Raw genomic sequence first — 13,597 nt, forward strand, 5'->3', positions numbered from 1 at the left:
GCTATAGCTGACCGTTTTAAAACTGTGCTATCTTGATCCAAGTATACGGTAAAAGCATTATCTCCTAAACAATAAAATAGAGAGATAAAATTAATCACTTAACTGGATAAGCCATGGTTGTCATCAAGGCCATCTCAGCCTGTGTGGTGTCCAGCCTGGAATATTGAACTATTATCGGCTGGTCACTCTCTACCATTATGGCATAGGGCACGCCCTGGGGCACCCCATTGCCATTTACGTCCTTTATCTTATCCAGACGTATATGGTTAGTACGCTCGGCTTTGCACACAGCATGAAAACCGCGCATGGGCTCCCGATCTTCAAAATACAGCGTTAGAGTCATATGCGCATCTTCTTTCCCTGGATTGAGAACGCATACCGCTTCGTGGCTCACATAATGCCCCGGACTGCTTATAGAAGGATAATAGCAATCCGGTATGTACCACACCTTTGCTCCAGCTTTTTGATCTGTATTCATACATCCACCTCCAGCAACAGTGAGATTTTGCTATTTTATAGGGCCAGTAACTTTCTCTTCGACAATTTATAATAAAGTACAACAATTACAACATCCGATACGGTAACCACATACGTAAGCTGTGGTGCTCTCTACATCACACCACTTTCAAGAACCTCTCATAAGCCTCATCCCATGCCTCTACATCTTGGGGCATGTAATCCACCGTTGGAAAAGAATTCCTAATAATCTGCCTAATTTCACGCAGGTTGGCCACTTCACCCAGGGCTTTAGCCTGCATCATCAAATTGCCTATAGCGGTTGCCTCTGTAGGCCCGCATATCACCAGCCTATTTATGGCATTAGCGGTGAACTGGTTGAGCAGCTTATCCTTCGTGCCCCCGCCTACTATGTGAAGAACCTTCAACGGCCTGTTCAAAATCTTTTCCAGCCTCTCAATGGTCCATCGGTATTTCATGGCAAGGCTTTCATAGACGCAGCGCAGGATTTCGCCCTTGGTCTGGGGTACCGCTTGCCCGGTCCTGGCACAGAAGTTTTGAATGGTCTGCGGCATATCGCTGGGCGCATAGAAATCGTCATGATCCGGATCAATAAACGCCTTAAATGGCTCACTGTTCCTTGCCATCTCCTCAAGCTGTGCAAAGCTGTAAACCTCTCCCTGACGGTCCCATACCCGCTTGCACTCCTGAATAAGCCAGAGTCCCATGATATTCTTTAAAAACCTGTAGCTGTTTTCGGCACCTCCTTCATTGGTGTAATTCCACTGCAACGCCTGCTCATTTATAATGGGCTCTCTGACCTCTACGCCCATCAATGACCATGTGCCGCTGCTCAAATACACATAGTCGTCCTCCACAGCTGGCACAGCCACCACGGCCGAACCTGTATCATGAGTTGCCACTGCCACCACCGGCACCCTACCTATATTTAGCTCTTCTGCAATACGCGAGGCGATATTCCCCCTTATGGTTCCGGGCTGTTGTATGGAAGTGAATATGTTATCTGGCAAGCCTAACACCTTTATAAGGTCGGTACACCAGGTTTTGCTGCGCGCCTCAAGAAGCTGGCTGGTGGACGCTTCGGTATACTCAGTGGACTTTTCGCCTGTCAGAAAATAAGCCAACAGGTCCGGCATAAACAACAAAGTATCAGCTTTCTCCAAAATAGGAGAGTTTCTCTCCTTGAGGGCAAGCAACTGGTAAATGGTGTTAAACTTTTGGAAGGCTATGCCGGTATATTCATAAATTTTTTCTTTGGGCACAATTGCAAAGGCCTTTTCCATCATCCCTTCGGTCTGGCTATCACGATAATGGTACGGATTTCCCAGCAGTTCTCCCGATGAGTCCAAAAGGCCAAAGTCCACTCCCCAGGTGTCAATACCTAACGAGGATAGCGTGCCGTTAACGTTGTGAGCAAATTTCAATAATCCTTGCCGCATTTCCCAGAAAAGCCTTAATACGTCCCAGTATGTATGTCCCCCAACCTTTACAGGGTCGTTTGAAAACCGGTGTATCTCTTCTATTGATAGCTTTTTACCATCAAATCGCCCTAAAATGGCCCTTCCGCTGCTGGCCCCAAAGTCAAATGCTAGTAAATTTAAGGTTTTCATGGCAGCACTCCTCCTTTTATCCTTAATACGTTGATAACTATACCAGACAAACTATCAAACATCCATAAAAGTGGTGACCTTGTGAGAAGTTTGGCCTATTTGCTCAACAGCAGAGTCACCAGGTAATTTAAGCCGAGCAGATGTTTTAAGTCATGTAATTTACCTTTGCACGCAACTCATCTCCAACTTATAGTATAGAAGATAAAATTTTCTTGCTTATCTCAGATAAAACAACAAAAATAACATAAAAATAACACAACCTAACAAACTATTGTAAAGCTTGTAAATATAATATTTTAAAAAGAATTACATTACTATTATATAAATTCGCCATCTATACTAAAAATCCTTTCAAAAAATTTTAATTTTTTATCAAAAATAATGTTAAATATAAACACAACACGTGGCCAATATTACATCCGATATTACATAAAATCAAAAGCCTTCTTCCATAAAAAGATATCGGGTTTTATTTCGCCTGCCCTTTTGCAGCGCTGTCTTGGCGATCACCGCCCCAACAAGCTCGTATACCACAGTCGCAGCCAAAACTATGGTCCTTACGGCCACACCTTTTCTAGTTTAACTCATCCAGCGTCAATGAAAAGCTAGGCGCGAATTGCTCCATGAAATACTTGACCTCCGGGTAATCCATTTGGTCTATCTGAGCCTTTATAGCCTTCATGGCCTTTGAAAACTCCTGATTCCCTGCTTTTATCTCCTCAATGCATTTTAGATATGCACATATCTTATCGGCCGCCTTAACTATTCTCCAGTGCTCGGCATCCGCCTCCTCAATAAAAAATAAACTGCTGTACTCATCCCTTAGCTCTTCTGGCAACATATCCAGCAGCTTTTTAGCAGCAACCCTTTCAATTTCCTTATAGGCCTTGCTTATCTCGGGATTAAAGTATTTGATGGGAGTAGCCAAATCGCCAGTTATGACCTCAGAAGCCTCATGGAATACCGCCAAAGTCGCCACTCTCTCCGGGTTGACCTTGCCACCGAAGAACTTGTTCTTTATAACCGCCAATCCGTGGGCAATCATGGCCACCTGCAGGCTGTGTTCCTGAATGTTTTCCTGGCAGGTGTTTCTCATAAGGCCCCAGCGTTGTATAAATTTCATTCTGGATAGATAGGCAAAGAAATGACTCAAACTGAATTCCTCCCAAAGTATTATAAAATTTTTGATAGCATCCCTGCTTTATTTATCATTTTAGCACACCTCTTCATGAACTCAAAGCCTTGCGTGGAATAAAATCCACATGTTGATTTGCAAGATTAAGTTCTACATTTCATAACCATGGGAGTGGAAGTTAAATTTTCAATTCACTATAGTGGAATTAACAAGAGCATATTGTCTCCCACATTATTTTTTGATATAATGTAGCGAAAATAATTAAAAAACAAAAGGATGGGCAGAGTAGGTGCTGTGCGTTAAGTGCCAGGGGATGGGATGTTGCCCCTGGACGAAAGGCTTAAACGGCCTGCGATGCAGTACCGCATCCGCTGCTACCTTGTATGAGAGAAGGCATTTCGTTCTCTTTAAGGTGGCATTCTCTGCCATCTAAAGAGAAAGGAGGTGCTTTTTTTATGGAAAGCCGCATAAGAAAGATGGCATACACCGGTCTACTTACCGCTATAAGCATCATACTCACTCGCTTTTTTGCTGCTAACATCAACATTTTGGGCGTTTTCGCATTGCGCCTCAGCTTTGGCGAGGTCCCCATAATGTTAAGCGGTATTTTGCTGGGACCTGTGTACGGAGTAGCCTGCGGTGCCTTGTCTGACATTATAGGATATGCCATCAATCCCGTAGGTGGCCCCTACTTTCCGGGGTTTACCTTAACAGCTGCTTTGACAGGGTTAATCCCCAACTTGATGGCCCGGTACTATCGCAATAATTGGAATTGGCCCTCCATAACGGTAATAGTTACAGTCACAACTATAATTACTGTTCTGCTAAATACGCTGTGGTTGAGCTGGATGTTTGACAAAGCGTATTTTGCACTCTTACCACCCAGGGTTATCGGAAGGACCATATTGTTACCGGCGCATGTCATCATTATAAGGATAGTCCTCAAACATACGCAACGAGTTTTTCATTTTTTGTAATATAAATAAGTATCTTAAGACAATCTCCCCCTTGATTAATCAAGGGGGAGATGTTATTAATTATTCTATTTCAATCTCTATCTCACCCAGCAAACAGGTGGTCTCATGCCACACAGCCTGTATACGCTGTTCATCTATCCCTTGTAGCTCTCCAGCTCCATTTATATATTTCTCCATAGGAAGAATCCTGTACTGGGTTTTACCGTCTTGATAGTATTTATATACCCAAGTAGGTACATACCTGATGTTGACTATTGAAACAGTATTTTTATCATAATCTTTTACAATCTCAACATTCATTATAACACCGCTGTCAGTATAACGTTTCCTCTGATTGGATATAAAATTACCCAAAGAATATGCGACAAATACTTTTTTAGGCATTCCGTCTTCCATAAGAATATTCTTTATCTCCACTGGCTGGATAACATGTGGATGGCTTCCAAAGATGATATCTGCTCCAGCTTCTGCTAACTGATGTGCAAGGTCCTTTTGCTCTTCACTGGGCATTCTCTCATATTCGTTTCCCCAGTGCATGTATACGATAACTACCTCGGCTCCTGCTGTTTTTATGCGTTTTATATCCTGTCGCACCTTGTCAAAATCGTTGAAGTAATTCACCATATATGTCAACTTTTCCTGGGGTACCAGCGCTTCCATACCATTGGTACCGTATGTATATGCTAATATACCTACTTTTATATCATTTTTTTCTATAATCAGCAACCTTTCGCTTTCTTCAAGGGCACGTGCAGTTCCAGCATGCATTATCCCGTATTCATCCATTTTATTCAAAGTGTTCTCGACTCCAAATTCCAGCCAATCCAGACAATGATTGTTCGCTGTGGTCAGCACATCAAACCCTGCAAAGCGCAAAACCTCCAATAGCTCGGGAGGTGCACTAAAACGAGGATAACCGCTGTACCCCCTTTCTGGCGTGCCTATGGTTGTTTCCAGGTTTGCTATGGCAATATCGGCTTTTTCTATATATGGCTTTATCTCCTGAAATACCTCCTTAAAGTCATAACCGCCTTCCGGGTTTTTGGCAGCATTTATCTGAGGCATGTGCATCATGATATCACCTACAGCACTTATAATTATTGCTGTTTTTTTGTCCACAGGCCCTTGGGGTTGTACACCGGTTGTTTCATTTTGTCCTTCACCGGGCAATTGTATATTTTTCTCTGGCGCACCATACTGAGCGTATTGTTGGGTAGGGTATTCAACTGTATTTTGTAATCTTTTATCAAAACTGTTTTTAAGGATAAAGCTGCAGCCTAATAAAAATGCCATAGCCGACACTAATACATAATTAATGATTATTTTGTTAACAATCTTGGACGGCTGCATATAATCTTCTCCTTAAAATTGAAGTATCATAAATTTTAAAACTTTATACCTTAAAACAGCTACCACCAATAAACTCTCTTAAGATAGAAGTACGTGGCACCTCGCTGTCATCCAGTTCAAGGAAGTACTTTATAAACTTCTTAAGGCGGTTTACCTCTGGATAATACGGATGTTCAGGAGGTATCTTTTCAAGCAGCGGCACTACAAAGGGCTTCAAAACAGCAAGCTCATAAGTCAAAGCCGAGTTGAACATGACGTCAGCCTGCTCCTGGTAAGGAAATATATACTTCTCCTCTCCACGTCGAACTCCAGGCCACATCCTAAGCGTATCCTCCACCGACGCCCCGCGAAACTTATAATCGCGTACAATCCTGCGAATAAGACGGCTGTCGGTAGTAGGAATGCGGTTGTGGTCATCGATGTTGAGCTGGGTAAGCGCACTTATATATATCTTGTACTTGTTTCTCTTTGGCACCATCACAGTCAGCTCTTCGTTGAGTCCATGAATTCCCTCCACAATGAGCGGTTGGTTATCATCAATCCTTATCTTATGCCCACGATATTCGCGCCTGCCCTTTTCGAAATTAAAATACGGTATTTCAACCTCCTGCCCCTGGATTATCCTTGTTAAATGCTCATTAAACAATTCTATATCGATGGCCTTAATCGATTCCACGTCCCTTTCGCCGTTTTCATCTAATGGAATACATTCTTTTTCCAAAAAATAATTGTCTATGGAAATAGGTATGGGTTTTAACCCGTTGACCATCAGCTGTATGCGCAGCCTCTGTGCAAATGTGGTCTTACCCGAAGAAGAAGGCCCTGCAATGAGGATAAGGTGTATCCTGTCCCTCTGCGCTGCTATCTCGTCTGCAATCTGAGCAATCTGCTTCTCGTGTAAAGCCTCACATACTCTGATAAGCTCGCCAGCCTTTCCACGCTTGATTACGTCATTCAAATCGGCTACACTCTCTACCCCGATCTGCGTTCCCCACTTCTCAGCCTCCCGGAAAACCCTGGATAACCTGGGACTGTCTATAAACTCTGGTAGCTCATGAGGACTCTCTTTTCTAGGATAGCGAATGATCACGCCCGGAAGATAAAATTTCAATTCAAACTTTGTGAGATACCCTGTTCTCGGAACCATATAGCCGAATAGGTAGTCTACCATCCACCCGCACCTATAAAGGTGTACCGTCTTTTCTGGTCTATACTCTAAAATCTTTAACTTATCCCTAAAGCCCATCTCCTCGAATATGCGCTTGGCTTCATCTATTGTAACCTCAAATCTCTTAAAGGGTTCATTAAGCGCTACAATCTCTCTCATTCGTTCTTCTATCCTGTGCACCTGCCTGGGAGAAAGGGTAAAACTTCCGTGTACTTCGCAATAAATTCCTCTATTCATTGAATGCTCCACTATAACCCTGCTATCTGGAAATATCTCTTTGCATGCTCTGATAAATACAAATATCAAGCTGCGCAGATAAATCCTCTCCCCATCATCGGTGGAAAGGTCGATAAAATCTATTTCACAATCTTCTTCTACAGTTTCTGTCAATTCCTTGATCCTGTTGTTAACTTTAGCTGCGACAATTTGCGCAGCATATTTTTCAGAAAAGTGTTTGCTCACCTCTTCTAGAGTTATGCCCTTAGAAAATGCTCTAATTTCACCTTTTACCTTTACATTTACTGTATTGAACACCATTAATCCTCCTCTACTTCATGCAAAACTCAAACTTTAAAATTTATTGTTCCTCAGCTTTAGGCCTGTAATAGATAATACCCTGTATCGGGCGGTAATAATCATTTGCTATCACTTTAGTCCAAACTTTTTTGCCGTTTTCATAATAGGTTTGATAGGTGGTCACCTTATAACCGTTTCTCGACTTTACATATTCATACTGGCCGCCAGGCTGTTTTACATATTTACCCTCTTTATCTAAAATTTGCTTTGGCTGGGGTGCCGGGATAACTTCCTTAACAACAGAGGTGCACTCTATATACCCGTTATTAGGGAATGGTTCGCCATAAATTTCTACGTATACATTATCGCCGCTTGAAAATGTCCGAATAAATACCGGAGTTTCTCTGTTATTTTTTATTTTCAAATCCGCTCCTCCGTAAGATACCGTAGCATCTAAGCCTGCCGGAAGATATGCCACAGGAAATGAATGATGATGCCGCTCCACTATTTCCAAGTTTGCCCTGAGCGCCGCATTATAAAGGGTGCTGGATGCTTGACATACCCCTCCACCGTAATCATCCTGCATGCTTTTATCCGGCATGATGACCGGTGCTGGCATGAAACCCCCTTTGGCCGTTCTAGGGCCCACAATTTTGTTGAAGGACAATACCTCCCCTGGGTTCAGCCTGTATCCATTTAACTTGCTTAAAGCCAAACGCACGTTATGCTTGCGATCAGCGCTGCTGCCTTCTAGACTTGTTGAAAACTGTACAATGCGATAGGTAAGCTTTTGCAACTCAGCTTTGGTAACTTTAGGTGCAACTTCAGTCGGAATCAACACTATTTCGCCATATTCCCCTTTTTCCATTCTCTGTTTTATTGTGTTGAAAACCTCTTCAGCATCCAAAAAAAGACCCGCTTTTTCTTCCGTTATTTCAAACTTATTCTCCCTGTCAGGATAAAACCTTATTTCAGCATCCACCGGGTCATAGCTGATTTCCTTTGCAATGGCCTCTATATCGCCTTTAATTTTGTCTAAATTATAGTAAAGCGAGGTTTGAAACTTAAGACCGCTAGCCTCTATCTCTTTTACCCTGTTATAGCGTTCTTCTAGCGTCCCTTTTCTACCGGCTTCATATGCCTCAACAATCTTTATATCCCAATCAGTGTGAGCGTTTATGTCCCTATATGTAAACGTCCATCGCTTATCCCCATATACCAGATCAAAACGAATCTTCTCAAGTTTTTCATTGGCCTTCTGCCACAAAATAGCGCTGGCCTCTTCAAACGTCATCCCTCCTAAATTGACGTCATCCACCCAGATTCCATGATAGAAAGTAGGAACTTCAACGACATCTTTCATGTGCTGAATCCATTTTCTGTAATCTTCAATTTTTTTAACTCCATATCCAATAAAAAAGGCAACAACCACAATAGACAAAGACAATACTAAAATTATGACTGATCGGCGGCGCAAATTACCTTTTTTAGAACCAGCCTTGGCAACTTCCATAGCATTTAAATTTGCTTCTTCCATATGTACTCCCCCATAATTTCTTCAAAGTTAACTTAAAATGCTTTAGACTCGAACAGACGTGAAAAGAGCTCCCTACAACCTAATAAAATGCCCATAAAACAATATATCACATAAAGACATAAAAAAATAAAACAAGAGTGTTAAAAAAAGTTAACAAAAATATTACAAGCGAATGTTCGTCAATCATTATTTTCTTTATCTTCTTTGCCGAAATTGATCATCGTCAAAGCATATTGACGTAGCTTATTATACACTTTTTCATGCAGCGTTCCCTTCTCAAAAAATCCATTTTCTAGCTTCTTGCCTGCAGGTATTCCCATCAGTATCTCAACACCTTCATCTATGGTCTTGATAGGATATATGTGAAACTTTCCTTCTTTGACCGCTTCAATAACCTCATCCTTTAGCACCAAATTCTTTATGTTCTGATAAGGGATAATAACCCCCTGCTCACCTGTTAATCCACGGGCCTTACACAGCTCAAAAAATCCCTCTATCTTGTGAGTCACGCCCCCTACAGGCTGTATCTCTCCCTTCTGGTTGACAGACCCAGTAACAGCTATACCCTGTTTTATCGGCACTTCGGCTAAGCTTGACAGTATGGCATAAAGTTCGGCGCTGGATGCGCTATCCCCTTCTATACCGCTGTAAAGCTGCTCAAACGTTATATTTGCACTAAGGGCCAGTGGAATATCCTGAGCATACTGCTCACCTATATAGGCGCTCAAAATCATAACCCCCTTGCTGTGGATACGGCCGCTCATATCCACTTCCCTTTCAATGTTGACGATCCCGCTGCGACCCATGAAAGTGGTTGCTGTGATTTTGGTGGGTTTGCCAAAAACGTAATCTCCTAACTGGATAACTGCCAAGCCGTTTATTTGGCCTACAGCTTCACCTTCCGTCTCCACCATTATAACGTCATTTTTCAGCAGTTCCATGAGCTTCTCGTCATATTTGCTTGACCTGTATTCCTTTTCCTCAATCGCTTTTTTAACCTCTTGGGATGTGACAATGCTTTTTCCAGCAACTTCTGCCCAGGTATTGGCTTCAACTATTATCTCCACTATATCATTGAACCGCGTGGTAAACTTATCCTGATGTTCCACCAGCCTTGAAGCGTAATCCGCCACGCTGAGTACGGCATCCCTGGTGAAATGTCTCAAATTTTCTCTGCGGCAATAACCGCTTATAAATTTAGCTAAACCTAGTAGATTTTCTTCATTAGCCTCCATTTCATCGTCAAAATCTACCTTAACCTTAAACAGTTTGGCAAAATCTTCATCAAGCTGATGAAGAAGCTGGAATAACAAATCGCTGCCCACCAGCACAACTTTAATATCAACCGGAATGGGCTCGGGCTTTAACCCCGACATATTCAAAAGTCCCCATTGATCCCTCAAGCTTTCAACAGTAATAGATTTGGTTTTGAGGACCTTTTTCAGTCCTTCCCACATAAAAGGAACGCTTAAGACATCCTTGGCCTGCAGTATGAGATAACCACCGTTGGCAAGATGTATAGCTCCGGGCTTGATCATCGTAAAATCAGTCACCATGGTACCCAATTTGTTTTCATATTCTATGCTACCAAAAAGCGTACTATAAGTAGGATTATACTCCATAATAACGGGAGCACCATGTTGGTCACTGTTGTCCACCAAAAGGTTTACCTTATATTTATGCTGTACACTTTCAGCTGTACGCCTTAAGGCATTAATAACAGGATTATCTTCTTCTGATGATTCGCCTTCTTTAAAATTGCTTATGCTTTGCAGCACATCATTCATAAGGTCATCTAGATATTTCAAAATTTTAGGATACGCCACATACTTTCTTTTCATGTCTTCGATGTGAATTCCCACAGCAAACGTACCTATACGATTTTCCAGCTCTTTTACCTTGTTTTTTGCCTCTTTTTCCAGTTCTTTTATCTTACGTATTACTTCCACGGCTTGAAGTTGAATGTGTGTCAACCTTTCATTTATGCTCTTTTTTGTCTCCTCGTCCAGCTTGTTGTATTCTTCTTCACCCAACGGCTGACCGTCTATTATAGGAGTAAAGTATATGCCGGCACTGGAAGTATTTACTTGAAATCCTTGTTGTTTAGCATATTCGTTAAATTGGTTAAACAGCTCATTCCTCTTCTCCTGCATTTCTTTGTAAATGAGCGCCTTTTCGTTTTCATACTCGTCGCCGCCAAACGCCTTGGAAACCTCAGCCTTTAAGTCTTCTATGAGCTCTTCCATATCGTGTAAAAACTCTTTCCCCTTGCCGCTGGGAAGCCTGATGGCAACGGGCTGGCTGGGGTTTTCAAAATTGTACACATAACACCAATCATCAGGTACAGGCTGTTGCTTGGCGATTTGGGTTATATACTCCTTGGCATAGGTGGTTTTACCCGTACCACTTATACCAGTCAAAAATATGTTGTATCCTGGTGCCTTTGTGCGAACGCCAAACTCCATAGCGCGGACCGCTCGCTCCTGGCCTATTATCCCTTGAAGCGGCTCCAGCTCTTCAGTCGTCTCAAAGGGTAAGCATGATGAAGGCCATTGCTTTTTCAGCTGTCTGGGTTCCAGCTCCTTCGGCTTATTCATAGCACCCTCCTTAAATGCTTTTATACTTCTATTAAACAGTATATTCGTTAATTAAACAATAGGGGAACAATAATAATTTTAACTTGTATATACCACATTATGTAAGTATAAAAATCACTTTCTTTCAAACAACAGAGTAAGCCTATCGCACTAAACCCCATATCAAGCTGTCATGTGGCAAAACTCCCAAATAATGCATAATAATATAATATCCATCTTATTCAAAGGAGGCAATAACAAATGTTAGATTATCATAGATATCCATTTGTATACAGCCGCATGCCCAACTCTTGTACAGGTATCGATAATGACTATTTAGCCTATTATCCTTACAATTCCGGTACCATGCATAATCAGACAGCCAACATGACAACAGTCCAAGCACCATATTTCCCTCTGCAGAATCCTCCACCCGTATTGTCGGATAATAGGCCAGTTACCAGACTTACGCTATTTAAGGAGCTAACAGGATTCCCTAACTACGGTAATCCAAGTGGCAATGCTGATATATTGTATACTGGTACTCGAGGAGTATGGACTTTCCAAATACCAGCGTCTCTATTGCTTTTTGGATTGAGAGAAGCACAACTGGTAATCCGGGGAGTACTGGACGATCATTATAATATTGCAGAATCCAGATATGCAGCAAGAATCACAATCAACAACATTACAGTCTTCAATGGTAGGGTACCCTTCGTTCATGGAAGGCCGGCAGGAGGCATATTTGACAACTGGAGGGAATTGGTCCTAAATATTCCCAGTCTCAGGCGAAACAATCGAGTGGAAATCATAAATATGTCTACCACAAATCCTGATGATTGGATAGCTTTTGATTGGATGGAATTAAGGATTGCAACATTAGGTTGAAATCTGACTGCCATACAATGATCAATCGTATATTCCTCCTACCTTGCACACCATCTGAGCAATCCTAAAATAAAAGGAATACCCTTTAATGGGTATTCTTTGCTTATAATACGCGTTTTAATCATAACCAAGCGCCTCCAAATTTAAAAAATGCGCTAAAATATCTTCATTTCTTTAAATTACTTCTCTTTGACTACAAATCACAATACAATATCTATCAAACTTAAATACAAGCAAAAATTATTTTATCATATCTTTTTCAATTTTACAGCCGTATTGCTTCGCTTATTTTAAAACAAAATCAAGAATGTACTTAAATTCAAAGGAAATACTAATAACCGAGGTGATGGAAATGCCAAAAATGAATCTGCAAAGGTGGTTGATTATAGCAGTAACAATATGTTTGATACTATCTTCGACATCATGCTCACGAATGCTGGGCCAAAACGATAACAAGCAGCAAGGACAAAACGATCAACAACAGCAAAAAAAAGATCCGCCCTCGGCCCTCACCGAAATGGAAAAGGAGACCAATAATATGATCCAGCAAATCCAAAAAATAAGGGACCAGCGAGCCCAAATGATACGACAGCAAACGAGCACTTCTCAAAAACAAAATGGCGGAAATAAATCCCAGCAGGAACAGCAAAAGTCTAACCAGGGGCCTCAAAAACAAGAACAACAAAAACAGGGACAACAAAAGAGCCAAAATCAGGGTGTACAGCAAGCTCAGCTAACCATAAACTGGCAAGATTTTGAGAGAAGAATCAAAGCCTTGAATGAGCTGTGGAACAGTTATGAGCCTCAAGCAAAAAAAGACGGTGCTCCCGATGTGCTAATATCTCGGTTTGAAAACCAGCTCAACACGCTCACCAGCACCATTATGGCGCGCAACGAAGAAAAAACGCTGGTTGCCGCCAACGGACTATACCAGTATTATCCTCAATTTTTCAATCTGTACAGGCACAAGGCCCCCCCCGAGATCAAGGAGATTAAATACTACCTACAGGAAATCGTGATCAACGCCGAAGCCGGTAAATGGGAAAACGCCGCTGCGTTATTAGGTAATATGGAAAAGGCATGGCAGACCGCCAAAACCCGCATGCAAAAGCCAGATAAAGAGCTCAACGAGAGAATCGATTATGCAATACAGGACTTCTCACAGGTAGTCAAGCAAAAAGACCTTCAACTTGTAAAGCTCAAAGGCGAAATACTCCTTAAAAACATGGAAAAAGTAAAATAAAAGCATCACACTCCATGGTTTAATTCTCATACAGGAGCCAAACTTTAACAAACAAAAGAGTTTAAAAAAGTGGAAAAGCATGATATAATCTCCTTGTAAAAAATACAAGGGGGAGTGATC

General features: G+C 41.8%; 11 protein-coding genes and 1 riboswitch. Of the genes, 3 read left to right on the forward strand and 8 right to left on the reverse strand.

The features are described from left to right. Positions 1-94 precede the first annotated feature (94 nt). The 4 genes from JOD02_RS02295 to yfbR all read right to left on the reverse strand — a co-directional run bounded on the left by JOD02_RS02295 (position 95) and on the right by yfbR (position 3,240). Positions 95-478, reverse strand: a complete 384-nt coding sequence (locus JOD02_RS02295) for a sensory rhodopsin transducer (RefSeq protein ID WP_204486521.1) — start codon at positions 476-478, stop codon at positions 95-97. A 136-nt stretch (positions 479-614) separates the two neighbouring features. Next, entirely contained in the window at positions 615-2,087 is a 1,473-nt protein-coding gene (rhaB, locus tag JOD02_RS02300; RefSeq protein ID WP_204486522.1) for a rhamnulokinase, read from the reverse strand. A gap of 435 nt (positions 2,088-2,522) precedes the next feature. Continuing rightward, a complete protein-coding gene (locus JOD02_RS11580; RefSeq protein WP_279380578.1) occupies positions 2,523-2,654 on the reverse strand; it encodes a hypothetical protein in 132 nt (43 codons plus the stop codon). Between the two features lie 7 nt (positions 2,655-2,661). Beyond that, positions 2,662-3,240, reverse strand: coding sequence for a 5'-deoxynucleotidase (gene yfbR / locus JOD02_RS02305; protein WP_279380579.1), 579 nt, complete (start codon positions 3,238-3,240; stop codon positions 2,662-2,664). Between the two features lie 261 nt (positions 3,241-3,501). Then, positions 3,502-3,598: riboswitch (THF riboswitch) on the forward strand. A gap of 79 nt (positions 3,599-3,677) precedes the next feature. Here yfbR and JOD02_RS02310 point away from each other — a divergent pair. Continuing rightward, positions 3,678-4,199: a folate family ECF transporter S component gene (locus tag JOD02_RS02310; RefSeq protein ID WP_204486523.1), complete on the forward strand. Its 522-nt coding sequence runs from the start codon at positions 3,678-3,680 to the stop codon at positions 4,197-4,199. Positions 4,200-4,259: 60 nt separating this feature from the next. Here JOD02_RS02310 and JOD02_RS02315 read toward each other — a convergent pair whose 3' ends face one another. The 4 genes from JOD02_RS02315 to JOD02_RS02330 all read right to left on the reverse strand — a co-directional run bounded on the left by JOD02_RS02315 (position 4,260) and on the right by JOD02_RS02330 (position 11,367). Continuing rightward, positions 4,260-5,549, reverse strand: coding sequence for a CapA family protein (locus tag JOD02_RS02315; protein WP_204486525.1), 1,290 nt, complete (start codon positions 5,547-5,549; stop codon positions 4,260-4,262). A gap of 43 nt (positions 5,550-5,592) precedes the next feature. After that, positions 5,593-7,254, reverse strand: coding sequence for a nucleoside kinase (locus JOD02_RS02320; RefSeq protein ID WP_204486527.1), 1,662 nt, complete (start codon positions 7,252-7,254; stop codon positions 5,593-5,595). A 40-nt stretch (positions 7,255-7,294) separates the two neighbouring features. Continuing rightward, positions 7,295-8,770, reverse strand: a complete 1,476-nt coding sequence (locus JOD02_RS02325) for a VanW family protein (protein WP_204486528.1) — start codon at positions 8,768-8,770, stop codon at positions 7,295-7,297. Positions 8,771-8,949: 179 nt separating this feature from the next. After that, positions 8,950-11,367, reverse strand: a complete 2,418-nt coding sequence (locus JOD02_RS02330; protein WP_204486530.1) for a Lon protease family protein — start codon at positions 11,365-11,367, stop codon at positions 8,950-8,952. Between the two features lie 240 nt (positions 11,368-11,607). Between JOD02_RS02330 and JOD02_RS02335 the strand changes: the two genes are divergently transcribed. Continuing rightward, complete coding sequence (locus JOD02_RS02335; protein ID WP_204486531.1) at positions 11,608-12,234, forward strand: hypothetical protein; 627 nt, start codon at positions 11,608-11,610, stop codon at positions 12,232-12,234. Between the two features lie 538 nt (positions 12,235-12,772). Next, the gene (locus JOD02_RS02340; RefSeq protein WP_204486533.1) at positions 12,773-13,477 is read left to right on the forward strand and encodes a hypothetical protein; all 705 of its coding nucleotides are present in this window, start codon (positions 12,773-12,775) and stop codon (positions 13,475-13,477) included. The last annotated feature ends 120 nt before the right edge of the window (positions 13,478-13,597 follow it).

The sequence above is a fragment of the Caldicoprobacter guelmensis genome, assembly GCF_016908415.1.
Classification (GTDB): domain Bacteria; phylum Bacillota; class Clostridia; order Caldicoprobacterales; family Caldicoprobacteraceae; genus Caldicoprobacter; species Caldicoprobacter guelmensis.